Source organism: Pseudomonas sp. OV226, from assembly GCF_003148705.1.
Taxonomy (GTDB): domain Bacteria; phylum Pseudomonadota; class Gammaproteobacteria; order Pseudomonadales; family Pseudomonadaceae; genus Aquipseudomonas.
The window spans coordinates 40,956-55,827 of record NZ_QGGS01000031.1; the positions used below are offsets into that span (position 1 = coordinate 40,956).

Annotated in this window: 16 protein-coding genes and 1 pseudogene; 9 read left to right on the forward strand and 8 right to left on the reverse strand. The window is 58.6% G+C overall.

Annotated features, from left to right (window positions below):
- Positions 1-49 precede the first annotated feature (49 nt).
- The gene (locus tag C7534_RS30010; protein ID WP_109788007.1) at positions 50-1,951 is read right to left on the reverse strand and encodes a potassium transporter Kup; all 1,902 of its coding nucleotides are present in this window, start codon (positions 1,949-1,951) and stop codon (positions 50-52) included.
- Between the two features lie 288 nt (positions 1,952-2,239).
- On the opposite strand from C7534_RS30010, the gene rimO reads away from it, so the two are divergent.
- The 6 genes from rimO to tsaA all read left to right on the forward strand — a co-directional run bounded on the left by rimO (position 2,240) and on the right by tsaA (position 7,456).
- Entirely contained in the window at positions 2,240-3,577 is a 1,338-nt protein-coding gene (gene rimO / locus C7534_RS30020; RefSeq protein ID WP_046029273.1) for a 30S ribosomal protein S12 methylthiotransferase RimO, read from the forward strand.
- Between the two features lie 112 nt (positions 3,578-3,689).
- Positions 3,690-4,163, forward strand: a complete 474-nt coding sequence (locus C7534_RS30025; protein ID WP_046029271.1) for a GNAT family N-acetyltransferase — start codon at positions 3,690-3,692, stop codon at positions 4,161-4,163.
- Positions 4,164-4,350: 187 nt separating this feature from the next.
- Entirely contained in the window at positions 4,351-5,061 is a 711-nt protein-coding gene (locus C7534_RS30030) for an rRNA pseudouridine synthase (protein ID WP_077430783.1), read from the forward strand.
- 76 nt (positions 5,062-5,137) lie between these two features.
- Positions 5,138-5,608, forward strand: coding sequence for a DUF1456 family protein (locus tag C7534_RS30035; protein WP_008010137.1), 471 nt, complete (start codon positions 5,138-5,140; stop codon positions 5,606-5,608).
- A 191-nt stretch (positions 5,609-5,799) separates the two neighbouring features.
- Positions 5,800-6,570, forward strand: coding sequence for an SDR family oxidoreductase (locus C7534_RS30040; RefSeq protein WP_109788009.1), 771 nt, complete (start codon positions 5,800-5,802; stop codon positions 6,568-6,570).
- A gap of 184 nt (positions 6,571-6,754) precedes the next feature.
- Positions 6,755-7,456, forward strand: a complete 702-nt coding sequence (gene tsaA / locus C7534_RS30045; protein ID WP_109788010.1) for a tRNA (N6-threonylcarbamoyladenosine(37)-N6)-methyltransferase TrmO — start codon at positions 6,755-6,757, stop codon at positions 7,454-7,456.
- A 133-nt stretch (positions 7,457-7,589) separates the two neighbouring features.
- Here the strand turns inward: tsaA and fpr are convergent, their stop codons facing one another.
- Positions 7,590-8,369 carry a ferredoxin-NADP reductase gene (gene fpr, locus C7534_RS30050; protein ID WP_003443014.1) on the reverse strand — a complete coding sequence of 260 codons (780 nt, stop codon included), beginning with the start codon at positions 8,367-8,369 and terminating at the stop codon, positions 7,590-7,592.
- 122 nt (positions 8,370-8,491) lie between these two features.
- Between fpr and C7534_RS30055 the strand changes: the two genes are divergently transcribed.
- A complete protein-coding gene (locus C7534_RS30055; protein ID WP_046029261.1) occupies positions 8,492-9,418 on the forward strand; it encodes a LysR family transcriptional regulator in 927 nt (308 codons plus the stop codon).
- Here the strand turns inward: C7534_RS30055 and C7534_RS30060 are convergent.
- The 3 genes from C7534_RS30060 to C7534_RS30070 form a co-directional block, all read right to left on the reverse strand.
- Entirely contained in the window at positions 9,415-9,777 is a 363-nt protein-coding gene (locus C7534_RS30060; RefSeq protein WP_109788011.1) for a diacylglycerol kinase, read from the reverse strand. The genes C7534_RS30055 and C7534_RS30060 overlap by 4 nt on opposite strands.
- 75 nt (positions 9,778-9,852) lie before the next feature.
- On the reverse strand, positions 9,853-10,503 hold the full coding sequence (erdR, locus tag C7534_RS30065) for a response regulator transcription factor ErdR (protein WP_046029256.1): 651 nt from the start codon (positions 10,501-10,503) through the stop codon (positions 9,853-9,855).
- A gap of 212 nt (positions 10,504-10,715) precedes the next feature.
- On the reverse strand, positions 10,716-11,474 hold the full coding sequence (locus C7534_RS30070) for a tRNA-uridine aminocarboxypropyltransferase (protein ID WP_077430785.1): 759 nt from the start codon (positions 11,472-11,474) through the stop codon (positions 10,716-10,718).
- A 189-nt stretch (positions 11,475-11,663) separates the two neighbouring features.
- On the opposite strand from C7534_RS30070, the gene C7534_RS30075 reads away from it, so the two are divergent.
- On the forward strand, positions 11,664-12,089 hold the full coding sequence (locus tag C7534_RS30075) for a PA3611 family quorum-sensing-regulated virulence factor (protein ID WP_077430786.1): 426 nt from the start codon (positions 11,664-11,666) through the stop codon (positions 12,087-12,089).
- On the opposite strand, the gene C7534_RS30080 is transcribed toward C7534_RS30075, so the two are convergent.
- Positions 12,090-12,284, reverse strand: a complete 195-nt coding sequence (locus C7534_RS30080; protein ID WP_046029250.1) for a hypothetical protein — start codon at positions 12,282-12,284, stop codon at positions 12,090-12,092.
- Between the two features lie 366 nt (positions 12,285-12,650).
- Between C7534_RS30080 and C7534_RS30085 the strand changes: the two genes are divergently transcribed.
- Positions 12,651-13,769 carry a TIGR00730 family Rossman fold protein gene (locus C7534_RS30085; RefSeq protein ID WP_046029248.1) on the forward strand — a complete coding sequence of 373 codons (1,119 nt, stop codon included), beginning with the start codon at positions 12,651-12,653 and terminating at the stop codon, positions 13,767-13,769.
- 44 nt (positions 13,770-13,813) lie between these two features.
- On the opposite strand, the gene recX is transcribed toward C7534_RS30085, so the two are convergent.
- Together recX and C7534_RS30095 are read right to left on the reverse strand one after the other, a co-directional pair.
- Positions 13,814-14,281: a recombination regulator RecX gene (gene recX / locus C7534_RS30090; RefSeq protein ID WP_109788012.1), complete on the reverse strand. Its 468-nt coding sequence runs from the start codon at positions 14,279-14,281 to the stop codon at positions 13,814-13,816.
- 8 nt (positions 14,282-14,289) lie between these two features.
- Positions 14,290-14,850, reverse strand: a pseudogene (locus tag C7534_RS30095) (recombinase RecA); the annotation flags it as partial.
- Between the last annotated feature and the right edge of the window lie 22 nt (positions 14,851-14,872).

The window sequence follows — 14,872 nt, forward strand, 5'->3', positions numbered from 1 at the left end:
ACAAAAAACCCCCGCCACCTTCACGGCAACGGGGGCTTTTTGTTCGGGCTTACATCTCGACCTGAGTACCCAACTCAATCACCCGGTTCAACGGCAGATTGAAGAAGCGCAAATTGCCATTGGCATTTTTCAACATAAAGGCGAACAACCCTTCCCGCCAGCGCGCCATGCCTTCGAGCTTGGAGGCAATCACCGTCTCGCGGCTGAGGAAATACGTGGTGCGCATCGGGCTGAAGTCCAGGTCGTCGAGGTGACACAGTTTCAGCGCTTGCGGCACGTCCGGTTCGTCGACGAAGCCAAAGTGCAGGATCACCCGGAAGAACCCTTCTCCGTAGGAATCGACTTCGAAGCGTCGGGTCGGCGGTACGCGCGGGATGTCTTCGTAGACCACGGTCAGCAGCACCACTTGCTCGTGCAGCACCTGGTTATGCAGCAGGTTGTGCAACAGCGCGTGTGGCACGGCGTCCGGGCGAGCGGTCAGGAACACGGCGGTGCCTTGCACGCGATGTGGCGGTTGCACGGCGATACTGCTGATGAAAATCGGCAGGGGCAGCCCGCCTTCGTCCATACGCTCCACCAGCAATTGCTTGCCGCGTTTCCAGGTAGTCATCAGCACGAACAGCGCGATACCGGCGATCACCGGGAAGGCCCCGCCCTGAATGATTTTCGGAACGTTGGCGGCAAAGTACACACCGTCCACCAGTATGAAGCCGAGCAACACAGGCACCGCGAGGACCGGAGGCCATTTCCACAACAGCAGTATCACTGCCGACACCAGGATGCTGGTCATCAGCATCGTGCCGGTCACCGCCACGCCGTAGGCCGAGGCCAGGGCACCGGAGGATTCGAAACCCAAGACCAACAGCACCACGCCGACCATCAACGCCCAGTTCACCGCGCCGATGTAGATCTGGCCTTGTTCGGCGCTGGAGGTGTGGCGAATGTGCATGCGCGGAATGTAGCCGAGCTGGATCGCCTGGCGGGTCAGGGAGAACGCCCCGGAAATGACCGCTTGGGACGCAATGACCGTGGCCAGAGTCGACAAGCCCACCAACGGGATCAACGCCCAACTCGGTGCCAACAGATAGAACGGGTTACGCGCGGCTTCCGGATCACCCAGCAACAGCGCGCCTTGGCCGAAGTAGTTCAGCACCAGCGCCGGTAGCACGAGGATGAACCAGGCACGGGCAATCGGCTTGCGACCGAAGTGGCCCATGTCGGCGTAAAGGGCTTCGGCACCCGTCAGTGCCAGCACGACCGCGCCGAGGATCGCCACGCCCATGCCCGGATGCTGGGTGAAGAAACGCACGCCCCAGACCGGGTTCATCGCTTGCAACACTTCCGGGTGCTGAATGATGCCGTAGACACCCAGCGCGCCCAGGACCACAAACCAGGTGACCATGATCGGCCCGAACAGAATGCCGATGCGCGCAGTACCGTGGCTCTGGATCAGGAACAGTGCGACCAGCACGATCAGCGACAGCGGCACCACCCAATGGTCGATGCCATCAAACGCCAGCCCCAGGCCTTCGATGGCCGAGAGCACGGAAATCGCCGGGGTGATCATGCTGTCGCCGTAGAACAGCGCCGCACCGATCAACCCGCAGACCACCAGCAAGGTGCGCAACTTCGGGTGCCCCGCCGCCGCCCGTCGGGCCAGTGCGGTCAAGGCCATGATCCCGCCTTCGCCCTGGTTGTCGGCACGCAGGACAAACATCATGTACTTGATCGAAACGACCCAGATCAGCGACCAGAAGATCAGCGCCAGAATCCCCAACACGCCGTCATGGTTGACCGGCACGCCATAGCCACCGGAAAACACTTCTTTGAGGGTGTACAGCGGGCTTGTGCCGATATCGCCGTAAACCACTCCGACCGCCGCGACCAGCATGCCGATCGGCTTCGCCGCCGAATGCTCGGCGCCCGCCACCTGACTACTTGCCTGACCCATCCACCACTCCTGATTCCCAGACCCGGCTTCTTTTAAAGAAGCACTATGCTTTGTCGTGCAGCATGCGCTGTTTTACTTCACGTTACAGACGTTTTGTTGACTGTAAAAATTCGGTAAAGCCTAACGGCGCGAAGCATAGCGCAGCACTCGTCGTATTTCCCTGCATAAAGCTGGTCAAGTGAGCGACTCATCGCTAGAATTGCGCACTTTTTGACCAGAGGCGCACCAAGCGCCCGTCTGTCGCCTTGCCGTCTTCGGCTGGAGGCGTCCCAAATACCGAGGTTAGACATGTCCACCACTCCTGCGCCGGCCAATCCAAAGGTTGGCTTCGTATCCCTGGGTTGCCCCAAAGCACTGGTCGACTCCGAGCGCATCCTTACCCAGCTGCGCATGGAAGGCTATGACGTTGTGTCCACCTATCAGGACGCTGACGTCGTGGTGGTCAACACCTGCGGTTTCATCGACTCGGCCAAGGCAGAATCGCTGGAAGTGATCGGCGAAGCCATCAAGGAAAACGGCAAGGTCATCGTGACCGGCTGCATGGGCGTCGAAGAAGGCAACATTCGTAACGTGCACCCGAGCGTGCTGGCCGTGACCGGTCCGCAGCAGTACGAGCAAGTGGTCAACGCCGTGCACGACGTCGTGCCGCCGCGCCAGGACCACAACCCGTTGATCGACCTGGTACCGCCACAAGGGATCAAACTGACCCCGCGCCACTACGCCTACCTGAAGATTTCCGAAGGCTGCAACCACAGCTGCAGCTTCTGCATCATCCCCTCGATGCGCGGCAAACTGGTCAGCCGTCCGGTCGGTGACGTGCTCGACGAAGCCCAGCGCCTGGTCAAGGCCGGCGTCAAAGAGCTGCTGGTGATCTCTCAAGACACCAGCGCCTATGGCGTCGACGTCAAGTACCGCACCGGTTTCTGGAACGGCGCGCCGGTGAAAACCCGCATGACCGAACTCTGCGAAGCCCTGAGCACGCTGGGCGTCTGGGTTCGCCTGCACTACGTTTACCCGTACCCGCACGTCGACGAGCTGATTCCATTGATGGCCGCCGGCAAAATTCTGCCGTACCTGGACATCCCGTTCCAGCACGCCAGCCCGAAAGTGTTGAAGTCGATGAAACGCCCGGCGTTCGAAGACAAGACCTTGGCGCGCATCAAGAACTGGCGCGAGATCTGCCCGGACCTGATCATCCGTTCGACCTTCATCGTCGGCTTCCCTGGCGAAACCGAAGAAGACTTCCAGTACCTGTTGAACTGGCTGACCGAAGCTCAGCTCGACCGCGTCGGCTGCTTCCAGTACTCGCCGGTTGAAGGTGCGCCCGCCAATGACCTGGACCTGGACATCGTTCCGGACGACGTCAAGCAGGACCGTTGGGACCGCTTCATGGCGCACCAACAAGCGATCAGCTCGGCGCGCCTGCAAATGCGCATCGGCCGCGAAATCGAAGTGCTGGTCGACGAAGTCGACGAGCAAGGCGCGGTTGGCCGCTGCTTCTTCGATGCCCCGGAAATCGACGGCAACGTGTTCATCGATAACGGCAGCAACCTCAAGCCAGGCGACAAAGTCTGGTGCAAAGTGACCGACGCTGACGAATACGACTTGTGGGCTGAACAGATCTAAACGCAAAAAATACGCAAAGCCCCGCTCTCTTGACGAGATGCGGGGCTTTTTTACGTCTATCGTTTTGTGGGAGAAAGGACTCGCACCCTCCACGCACATAAGGCATCCGGCCATGCGCCATCATTCGGTCATCCTCACACCGAAACAGAGTGACTACAAAGAACTCACCCGGGTCTGGGAGGCCTCGGTACGCGCCACCCATGACTTTCTGCCAGACAGTTACATCCTGTTGTTGAAAGATCTGGTGCTGACCCGCTACCTCGATGCGGTGATGCTGATTTGCACCAAAGACTCACGCCAGCGCATCACCGGGTTCGCCGGGGTGGCAGCCGGCAAGATCGAAATGCTCTTTATCGATCCGGCGCATCGCGGCCAGGGTCTGGGCAAACAGTTGCTACGCTATGCCATGGAACACCTGAATGCCGATGAACTGGACGTCAACGAACAGAACCCGCAAGCGCTGGGGTTTTACCTCAAACAAGGCTTCGAGGTGATCGGTCGCTCCGAGTTTGACGGCATGAAGCAGCCTTATCCGCTGTTGCATATGCGCCTGCGCCAGGCGCAACAACTGACGCGTAATGGCTGACACAACATAGATCAAATGTGGGAGCTGGCTTGCCTGCGATGCAGGCGACGCGGCAGGTCAGTTAGACCCGGCTGATGCCATCGCAGGCAAGCCAGCTCCCACAAAAAGCCCCAGCACTGAAATGGAGCCGGGATTAACCGGCGCCAGGCAGGTACAATGCCCACCCCTTTTTTGTTACGGCCCTGTCATGACTGACCCGATTCGTCTCTCCAAACGCCTCATCGAACTCGTCGGCTGTTCCCGTCGGGAGGCTGAGCTGTTCATCGAGGGCGGCTGGGTGACCGTGGACGGTGAAGTCATCGACGAGCCGCAGTTCAAGGTCGACACGCAAAAAGTCGAACTCGACCCAGAGGCCAAGGCCACCGCACCGGAACCGGTGACTATCCTGTTGAACGTACCCGTGGGCATGGACGCGGACACCGCCATGGCCACCCTGAGCGCCGAGACCCTGAGCGAAGAGCACCGCTTCAGCAAACGTGCGCTCAAGGGCCACTTCCTGCGCCTGACCGCCAGCACCGACTTGCAGGCCAACGCCAGCGGGCTGCTGGTGTTCACCCAGGACTGGAAGATCCTGCGCAAACTCACCGCCGATGCCAGCAAGATCGAGCAAGAGTATGTGGTCGAGGTTGAAGGCGACATGGTGGCTCACGGCCTCAACCGCCTGAACCACGGTCTGACCTACAAAGGCAAGGAGCTGCCGCCCGTCAAAGCCAGCTGGCAGAACGAAAATCGCCTGCGCTTTGCCATGAAGAACCCGCAACCGGGCGTGATCGCCCTGTTCTGCCAGGCCGTAGGCTTGAAGGTCGTTGCCATCCGCCGCATCCGCATAGGTGGCGTGTCCATCGGCAAAGTGCCGTTGGGGCAATGGCGCTACCTGTCCGGCAAAGAGAAGTTCTAAGACTTCTCGCGCCGCCACACATTTCGGTACCGCTGTTTGAAGCGGTACCCACTGCCGAATATCAGGATTGCACACCATGATTCATAACGACGTACTGCGCAGCGTTCGCTACATGCTGGACATCAGCGACAAGAAAGTCATCGAGATCATCAAACTCGGCGGCATGGACGTGTCCATGGAAGACCTGTTGACTTACCTCGACAAAAAAGAGGAAGACGAGGAAGGCTTCGTGCGTTGCCCGGATGAAGTCATGGCGCACTTCCTTGATGGCCTGGTGATCTTCAAGCGCGGCAAGGACGAAAGCCGTCCACCGCAGCCAATCGAAGTGCCGGTGACCAACAACATCATCCTCAAGAAACTGCGCGTGGCGTTCGAACTGAAAGAAGACGACATGCACGCGATCCTGAAGGCCGCCGAGTTTCCGGTGTCCAAGCCGGAGTTGAGCGCGTTGTTCCGCAAGTTCGGCCACACCAACTACCGCACCTGTGGCGACCAGTTGCTGCGCAACTTCCTCAAGGGCCTGACCCTGCGCGTTCGCCCGCAGTAAGCGCCCATCCCTGTAGGAGCACAGCTTGCTGGCGATGGCGATCTTCAAAACGCCATCGCCAGCAAGCTGTGCTCCTACAGAGGCCGTTGCAGGCCACGCTGTATAGATCCTCATTCCCGGCAAAAATAGTGGCTCCGCTTAACGCGGCTGACGACTAGGGTGTAGTCACCCTTAAGCGCTCAGGATTTGCCATGCACCCGTACTTTTCCCTTCAAGGTCGCACCGCCCTTGTAACCGGCGGCACCCGTGGTATCGGCAAAATGATCGCCAAGGCTTACGTCGAGGCTGGGGCGACGGTGTATGTCTGCGCCCGGGACGCCGAAGCCTGCCAGCAAACGGCGGATGAATTGAGTGTGCTCGGTCGTTGCCACGCGATTGCGGCCAACCTGGCCACCGAAGAAGGCGTGCTTCAGTTGGCCACGCAACTGGGTGAACAGATCACCCATCTGGACATCCTGGTGAACAACGCTGGGACGACCTGGGGCGCACCACTGGAAAGCTACCCCGTCAAAGGCTGGGAAAAGGTCATGCAACTCAACGTGACCTCGGTGTTCAACTGCATTCAGCAGTTCTTGCCACTGTTACGCAAGGCAGGCTCCGCCGCCAATCCGGCACGGATTATCAACATCGGCTCGGTGGCCGCGATTTCTTCCTTTGGTGAACAAGCTTATGCCTACGGCCCGAGTAAAGCGGCCCTACACCAACTGTCGCGGATTCTGGCCCGGGAACTGGTGAGCCAGCACATCAACGTCAACGTGATCGCGCCGGGGCGCTTTCCGAGCAAGATGACGCAGCATATTGGCAGCGATGAACAGGCGCTGGCGCAGGATACCGCGATGATTCCGATGAAGCGTTGGGGCCGGGAGGAAGAGATGGCGGCGCTGGCGATCAGCCTGGCGAGCACGGCGGGGGCGTACATGACGGGGAATATCATTCCGTTGGATGGTGGGTTTAGCCTCTAGATCGGCTGTGCGGCTATCGCGGGCAAGCCACGCTCCCACAGGTTTTATGCCGTACACAAAATGTGTATACGCCCGAGAACCCTGTGGGAGCGTGGCTTGCCCGCGATGGCGGACTGACAGGCACCAACGATCCCGTGGCCGCTCGGGTTATCATGCCCACCCTCACCCCGCCTCGACCCAGACCATGACCTACAGCGTTTCCCCCATCGGCTTCGTGCGCTCCTGCTTCAAGGAGAAGTTCGCTATCCCGCGCCAACCGCAACTGGCCCCAGCCGCTCGCGGTGTTCTGGAGCTTGTCGCGCCGTTTGATCAGGGGGATGCGGTACAGGGCCTGGAACAGGTCAGTCACGTTTGGCTGCTGTTTGTGTTCCATCAGGCGCTGGAAGAAAAGCCACGCCTGAAAGTCCGCCCGCCGCGTCTGGGCGGCAACAAATCCATGGGCGTGTTCGCCACCCGAGCCACGCATCGGCCCAATGGCATTGGTCAATCCGTAGTGAAGCTGGACAAGGTCGAAGCCAATCGCCTGTGGATATCCGGTATCGATCTGTTGGACGGCACGCCGATTCTCGACATCAAACCCTACGTGCCTTACGCCGACATCATCGACAGCGCCTCCAACAGCATCGCCAGCGCCGCGCCGCAATTGATCCCCGTGCAGTGGACGGATGCAGCGCTGCATCAGGCTCACGCGCATGCTCAGCGCCTTGAAGAGCCCCTGGTGGCGCTGATCGAACAGTGCCTGGCCCAAGATCCACGGCCGGCCTACCAGACGCCGACGCCCGAACGGGAATACGGCGCACAGTTCTGGGACCTGGATGTGCGCTGGCATTACCCCGAAGCAGGGGTTATCCGCGTTCTCGAAGTCATCCCTGTACCTGACTTGTAGGAGCAAAGCTTGCTCGCGATGGCGAACTCAAGGACGCCATCGCCGGCAAGCCGTGCTCCTACAGGGATTGCGTCGGGCATAACAAAGCCCCACTGCCTGCAAGGGCAATGGGGCTTTTTAGTGATGCGTTTGCTTACTTCTCGACGAATGCACGCTCGATCAGGTAATCACCCGGCTCGCGCATCCGCGGCGAAACTTTCAGGCCGAAGCTGTTCAACACTTCGCTGGTCTCGTCGAGCATGCTCGGGCTACCGCACAGCATGGCGCGGTCGTCCTGCGGGTTGATCGGTGGCAGGCCGATGTCGCTGAACAGCTTGCCGCTGCGCATCAGGTCGGTCAGGCGGCCTTCGTTCTCGAACGGCTCGCGGGTCACGGTCGGGTAGTAGATCAACTTGTCACGCAGCGCCTCACCGAAGAACTCGTTCTGCGGCAAGTGCTCGGTGATGAACTCGCGGTAAGCGACTTCGTTGACGTAACGCACGCCGTGGCACAGGATCACTTTTTCGAAACGCTCGTAGGTTTCCGGGTCCTGGATGACGCTCATGAATGGCGCCAGACCGGTACCGGTGCTGAGCAGGTACAAATGTTTGCCAGGCTTCAAGTCATCCAGCACCAGTGTGCCGGTAGGCTTCTTGCTGATGATGATCTCGTCGCCTTCCTTCAGATGCTGCAACTGGGAAGTCAGCGGGCCATCAGGCACCTTGATGCTGAAGAACTCGAGATGCTCTTCCCAGTTCGGGCTGGCAATCGAGTAAGCGCGCATAAGCGGGCGGCCGTTGGGCTGTTGCAGGCCGATCATCACGAACTGACCGTTCTCGAAGCGCAGGCCCGGATCGCGGGTGCACTTGAAGCTGAACAGAGTGTCGTTCCAGTGATGAACACTGAGGACACGCTCGTGGTTCATGTTGCTCATGTACGTGGGACTCCTGGAGATTTTGCCTGCGCCAGTGATATGCGCAATTGCATCGCATTCTAAAGGCAGAGACAATATCTGTTAAATGGATTATTAAGATAAGGGTTATCGGTTATATCGATATGCGATTTACTCTCCGTCAACTTCAAGTTTTCGTCGCCGTCGCCCAGCAGGAAAGCGTATCCCGTGCTGCGGGCTTGCTCAACCTCTCACAATCGGCGGCGAGCACCTCGATCACCGAACTGGAGCGCCAGTCCAGCTGCCAGTTGTTTGACCGCGCTGGCAAACGCTTGAGCCTCAACGCCCTCGGCAAACAGTTGCTGCCACAGGCCGTGGCATTGCTCGATCAGTCCAAGGAAATTGAAGACCTGCTCAACGGCAAGTCCGGGTTCGGCTCGCTGGCGGTCGGCGCGACCCTGACCATCGGCAATTACCTGGCCACCCTGCTGATCGGCAGCTTCATGCAGCGCCACCCGGAAAGCCAGGTGAAGCTGCACGTGCAAAACACTGCCAATATCGTGCAACAAGTTGCCCACTATGAAATTGATCTGGGTCTAATCGAAGGCGATTGCAGTCATCCCGACATCGAAGTGCAGAGTTGGGTCGAGGATGAACTGGTGGTGTTTTGCGCGCCTCAGCATCCACTGGCCAAACGCGGCACCGCGACCATGGAAGAACTGACCCACGAGGCCTGGATTCTGCGAGAACAAGGCTCTGGCACACGGCTGACCTTTGACCAGGCCATGCGTCACCATCGCAGTGCGCTGAATATCCGGCTCGAACTGGAACACACCGAAGCGATCAAGCGCGCCGTGGAGTCGGGATTGGGGATCGGTTGCATTTCGCGCCTGGCACTGCGCGATGCGTTCCGTCGTGGCAGCCTGGTGCCCGTGGAGACACCGGACCTGGACCTGGCGCGGCAGTTTTATTTCATCTGGCACAAACAGAAATATCAGACGTCGGCGATGCGCGAATTCCTCGAGCTGTGCCGCGCGTTCACCGAGGGGGTTCAGCGCAGCGACGAGATCGTTCTGCCAAACATCGCTTAAAGCAGGATGACTGCCCAGACCAGCGCGATCATGCTCAACGCCACGAATTGAGCTGCGCTGCCCATGTCCTTGGCGTTTTTGGACAGCGGGTGCAGTTCGAGGGAAATGCGATCGATGGCGGCTTCCACCGCCGAGTTCAGCAGTTCGACGATCAGCGCCAACAGGCAGACGGCGATCAGCAGCGCCTGTTCGACGCGGCTGACGTTCAAGAAGAACGAAATCGGTATCAGGATAACGTTGAGCAACACCAGTTGCCGAAAGGCCGCTTCACCGGTGAAGGCGGCGCGCAGGCCATCCAGCGAGTAACCGGTGGCATTGAGGATGCGTTTGAGGCCGGTTTGGCCTTTGAAAGGTGACATAGAATGGGCAACTGACCAGGTAGGAATGGGAACGCTAGATCAAGCAAAGTCAAAAAAGCGTGAACATGTAATAGTTTAGTGGCTGGAAATTGACTCAAGTTGTTGCAAGAGCAACGCCGCCTGAGTGCGGGTCCGCACATTCAGCTTGCGGAAAATCGCCGTGACATGGGCTTTGATCGTCGCCTCGGAGACGCTCAGCTCGTACGCAATCTGTTTATTCAGCAAGCCCTCGCAAACCATGGTCAACACCCGGAATTGCTGGGGCGTCAGGCTCGCAAGGCCTTCGCTGGCCGCTTTGGCCTCATCGGAAACACTGACCGCTTCAAAGGCTTGAGGTGGCCAGAATACGTCGCCGTCCAGCACCGCACGGACAGCCTTCTGGATGACACTCAGGTCGCTGGATTTTGGAATGAACCCACTGGCGCCGAACTCACGGGACTTGACCATGATTGACGCTTCTTCCTGCGCGGAAACCATCACCACCGGAATTTGCGGGTACTGACCGCGCAACAGCACGAGCCCGGAAAAACCGTAGGCGCCGGGCATGTTCAGGTCCAGCAGCACCAGATCCCAGTCGGACTTTTCATCCAGGCGGGCTTCCAGCTCGGCAATGCTCGCCACTTCCACCAGCCGAACATCCGGGCCCAGGCCCAGCGTCACGGCCTGATGCAGCGCACTGCGAAACAGTGGGTGATCATCGGCAATCAGGATTTCGTATGTGGCCATTTTTCAAATGATCCTGTTTTTCAAACAACTCAAGGCACAGCCACGAAGCTGCACTAACAGGGCACGTTCAACGCCAATCACGTAGCTATTAACTAACGCAAGAATTCGGCGTATCAAACCTGGCCGCGCCCTAATCGGCGCCAAGCATGCCCAGCGAAGTCGGGGTGGTCAAGGTGCTTGGCCGGTACAGTTCTTTGCAGTATGGGTGACAATCAGCAGATGACCGGGGCCGTGTTTTGCACGAACGGCATCAGGTCGGCGTGAGCCGGCGTTGCCACATTCATGTCCAACTGATGCTTTGCGTCCAGGTAATGCTGGCTGAACACGTCGAAATAAGCGTCCAGCGCCGATGCAGCGTCAGTGTCACCGGCCAGATCCAGACACAGTGCCGCCACTTCGGCGGTGCACAAATGCTCGCTGCGGGTCGACCTGCGCAACCGATACCGTGACAGTTTCTCGGGCAGCAGGCTCAAGATCGGAAGCCGGTCAAAATAGGGGCTTTTGCGGAAAATCTTCCGGGCCTCTGTCCAGGTGGCATCCAGCAAAATGAACAGCGGACGTTTCGAGCTATCCGTGTCGACGCTGTTGGTGACACGCTCGGGCTCGACGTACTCCCCCGGAAACACCAGATACGGCTGCCATTGCGGGTCGGCCAGCAACGCCAACAGTTGTTCATCGACCTCCGTGCGCGACCAGATGAACGCATGGTTGTCGCGCACTACATCGGCAATCAGCCAACCGGTGTTGCTCGGTTTGAACACTTCCTTGTTGGTCATGATCAGGCACACACCAGAACGCGCCTCGACCTGCGGGCGCCAGGCGCACAGGCAGTGGCTCTCGATCACGCGGCAGGCACGGCAACGCGCTGCCCGCCAGCCTCGGGCCTGAATCGGCTTGATACCCTCTTCCTCTCGCATATCGCGCAAGCGGGCCACAGCGTTGGCAGCAAAGTGAGAAATTGCGGGGTTCATCGCAGGCAACGCCGGCAAGGGAAGTAAATCGACACGAAAAACACTCGGCAGGGCAAAAAGTGGCGCCAGTTTACCAGAGCAGTCGGTGCAAGCCTGTACCGTCTGGAGCTCGTCCCCTATAATTCGCCGCCACTGAACGCACAGTCATGTGGCGGGTCGAAGCACCAGTCACTGAACCAGGAGAGTTTCATGCTGCGCCTTATCGTTCCCACCGTTGCCATTTTGCTGGCGTCGTCCTTCAGTGCTCAGGCGGCGTCCTTGAAAGAGCAGAACCTCAACAAAGAGCTGCAAAATGTCGCGGCACAAAGCAGCGTCGGCACGCCACGGGCGATCAACGAGGACATTCTCGATCAGGGCTACACTGTCGAAGGCAATGTACTGATCAACCACCTGAGTGTGCAGAGCAGCCACGCCGAAAAGATGCGGTCTGACCCGAAAGCGGTTTACTTCCAGCTTGGCGCGTCCGTCTGCAGAAACCCGGGGTTCCGCAAGCTGATGGCAAAGGGCGCGATCATGCGTTATGACTTTGCCGAGGTGAAGTCCAATCGCCCGATCGGCTCCGCAAGCTTCCAGGAATCGGATTGCCCGAAAGCCACACCGGTGAAGAAAAAGTAATCAACGAGCATTTGCGCGCCGCTGTTCATCCTCGGCGCGCAGTTCAGCCAATAACGCCTGCAAGTAACGTGAGCGCCGTTCGGCTCCCTCTAAACGCCGACAGCACTCCTCTTCGAGACTCACATGATGGGTCTCGGCAGATGATTTCAGTAATCGATACAGTTGCGCATCGATTTCCAGAATGACTCTGGCCATAACATCCCGCCTCCCTGCTCCTCGCCCTGCTTGAGCGAAACAAATCCTTCAATCTCTTGAACCGCGCGCCCTGCCTTTGACGCAAAGTTGTCGTGTTACGCCTGTAACTTAGTAAATCAGAGCGCCAGAGACTCGGCTCGTGTTCAGACGAGCGGTGAAATCACCTTGCAAACCGTCAATAAGCGATTGCCAGGAAAGACTTTGCGGCGCAATGATCAAGGCAGCGTAAATCTCTGCAAGGGTCTAGATTCATAGTGTTCCCATTCACTTTTCCGGGCTGGAAAGGGGCCGCCCGCGACGCGTCTTGATGTGCGAATGTTTCCTTCATCCAAGGGAAAAACAGAGCCTGTATGGAAGGAGAAATTGATGCCTTACCAACCGAATGATCTGCTAAGCCGTCATTTTGAAGAAAGCGGCCACGACCTCACCAGCAAGGTCGAAGAACAGCTCAACCTGGTTTCACCCAACAGTCCCAACCTCCCCATTTACCGCGACATGATCCTGACCGTGCTGCGCATGGCCCAGGAAGATCACAACCGCTGGAATGCCAAGATCACCCTTCAAGCCCTGCGCGAACTGGAGCACGCCTTTCGTGTTCTCGAGCAGTTCCGGGGGCGGCGTAAAGTCACCGTGTTTGGCTCCGCCCGAACACCGATCGAACACCCGCTGTATGGTTTGGCCCGAGAATTGGGGGCGGCGCTGGCGCGCTCCGACCTGATGGTGATCACGGGTGCTGGCGGCGGCATCATGGCGGCCGCTCACGAAGGGGCCGGCAGGGAGCACAGCCTGGGATTCAACATCACCCTGCCCTTCGAACAGCATGCCAATCCCACCGTGCAAGGCACTGCCAATCTGCTGCCCTTCCACTTCTTTTTTACCCGCAAGCTGTTCTTCGTCAAAGAAGCCGATGCGCTAGTCCTGTGCCCAGGTGGTTTCGGCACCCTGGATGAGGCGCTGGAAGTACTGACATTGATTCAAACCGGTAAAAGCCCTTTGGTGCCGGTGGTACTGCTGGATGCGCCGGGCGGCAAGTTCTGGCAAGGCGCGCTGGACTTCATTCACCATCAATTGGAGGAAAACCGCTACATCCTGCCGACCGACATGAAGCTCGTGAGCCTGGTCTACAGCGCCGAAGAGGCGGTGGAACAGATCAACCAGTTCTACAGCAACTTCCATTCCAGTCGCTGGCTGAAGCGTCAGTTCGTGATTCGCATGAATCACAGGCTCAGCGAGCAAGCGCTCGAACACATGCAGAAGGCCTTTGCCGACTTGTGCCTGAGCGATCGTTTTCATCAGCATGCCTACAACGAAGAGGAACACGACGAAGCACAGTTCAGCCACCTGGCGCGACTGGCCTTCAATTTCAACGCGCGTGATCATGGCCGTCTGCGCGAACTGGTGGATTACATCAACCTGCCGGAAAACCGGGCTCAGCCCAAACCCCAGACACAACAACTCACGCGCAAACCTTCCAAGGTGACGTAAGGCAGAAAAAATGGCCCGCTATCGAAATAGCGGGCCATTTTTTATCAATCATCCATTCCCCGGCCACTGAGCAAGCGACCGATCATCTCCATGGAGTATCCCCGATAACTCAGGAAGCGCCCCTGCTTGGCACGCTCCCGAGCGTCTATCGGAAGATGCCCGGAAAATTTACGCCGCCAGGTATCCTCCAGTTGCTCCTGCCAGTTGATACCACTCTCGCGTAACGCCAGTTCGATATCGACTCGTTGCAGACCGCGCTGGCTCAACTCCTCACGAATACGCAAAGGGCCATAGCCCGAACGGGCACGGTAGGAAACAAAGCTTTCGAGGTAACGGGATTCAGACAGCAGGCCCTCTTCCGTCAAGCGGTCGAGTGCTGTGTCGATCATTTCAAGGAGGGCGCCGCGCTGACGCAGTTTACGCGTCAGCTCGACTCGACCGTGCTCGCGTCGTGCGAGCAGGTCCATTGCGGTTCGCCGCACCGCGACGAGTGTATCGAGTACGGCGGTCATCGGATCAATCAGATATCAGCGTCAGCCAGGTCATCAGCAGTCTCTTTGACTGGCGATGCTTTGACGTCCGGCGCCGGGGTCAGCAGTTTGTCACGCAGCTGCTTCTCGAGCTTCGCGGCGATTTCCGGATTGTCCGCCAGGAACTTGGCCGAGTTGGCCTTGCCCTGACCGATCTTGGTGCCTTCATAGGCATACCAGGCACCGGATTTCTCGACGAAACCGTGCAGAACACCCAGGTCGATCATCTCGCCATTGAGGTAGATGCCTTTGCCGTAAAGGATCTGGAACTCGGCCTGACGGAACGGCGAAGCCACTTTGTTCTTCACGACCTTGACGCGGGTTTCGCTACCGACGACTTCATCACCTTCTTTCACCGCGCCAGTACGACGGATGTCCAGACGAACCGAAGCGTAGAACTTCAGCGCGTTACCACCGGTGGTGGTTTCCGGGCTACCGAACATCACGCCGATCTTCATACGGATCTGGTTGATGAAGATCACCAGGCAGTTGGCGTTCTTGATGTTACCGGTGATTTTACGCAGCGCCTGGGACATCAGACGGGCTTGCAGGGGAAGCAGTTTGGCACAGGGT

Coding starts and splice junctions, on each gene's coding strand:
- tsaA (WP_109788010.1), top strand. CDS start 6,755: ATGACCTACAGCGTTTCCCCCATCGGCTTCGTGCGCTCCTGCTTCAAG.
- rimO (WP_046029273.1), top strand. CDS start 2,240: ATGTCCACCACTCCTGCGCCGGCCAATCCAAAGGTTGGCTTCGTATCC.
- C7534_RS30075 (WP_077430786.1), top strand. CDS start 11,664: ATGCTGCGCCTTATCGTTCCCACCGTTGCCATTTTGCTGGCGTCGTCC.
- C7534_RS30040 (WP_109788009.1), top strand. CDS start 5,800: ATGCACCCGTACTTTTCCCTTCAAGGTCGCACCGCCCTTGTAACCGGC.
- C7534_RS30035 (WP_008010137.1), top strand. CDS start 5,138: ATGATTCATAACGACGTACTGCGCAGCGTTCGCTACATGCTGGACATC.
- C7534_RS30060 (WP_109788011.1), bottom strand. CDS start 9,777: ATGTCACCTTTCAAAGGCCAAACCGGCCTCAAACGCATCCTCAATGCC.
- recX (WP_109788012.1), bottom strand. CDS start 14,281: ATGACCGCCGTACTCGATACACTCGTCGCGGTGCGGCGAACCGCAATG.
- fpr (WP_003443014.1), bottom strand. CDS start 8,369: ATGAGCAACATGAACCACGAGCGTGTCCTCAGTGTTCATCACTGGAAC.
- C7534_RS30010 (WP_109788007.1), bottom strand. CDS start 1,951: ATGGGTCAGGCAAGTAGTCAGGTGGCGGGCGCCGAGCATTCGGCGGCG.
- C7534_RS30025 (WP_046029271.1), top strand. CDS start 3,690: ATGCGCCATCATTCGGTCATCCTCACACCGAAACAGAGTGACTACAAA.
- C7534_RS30070 (WP_077430785.1), bottom strand. CDS start 11,474: ATGAACCCCGCAATTTCTCACTTTGCTGCCAACGCTGTGGCCCGCTTG.
- C7534_RS30055 (WP_046029261.1), top strand. CDS start 8,492: ATGCGATTTACTCTCCGTCAACTTCAAGTTTTCGTCGCCGTCGCCCAG.
- erdR (WP_046029256.1), bottom strand. CDS start 10,503: ATGGCCACATACGAAATCCTGATTGCCGATGATCACCCACTGTTTCGC.
- C7534_RS30080 (WP_046029250.1), bottom strand. CDS start 12,284: ATGGCCAGAGTCATTCTGGAAATCGATGCGCAACTGTATCGATTACTG.
- C7534_RS30030 (WP_077430783.1), top strand. CDS start 4,351: ATGACTGACCCGATTCGTCTCTCCAAACGCCTCATCGAACTCGTCGGC.
- C7534_RS30085 (WP_046029248.1), top strand. CDS start 12,651: ATGCCTTACCAACCGAATGATCTGCTAAGCCGTCATTTTGAAGAAAGC.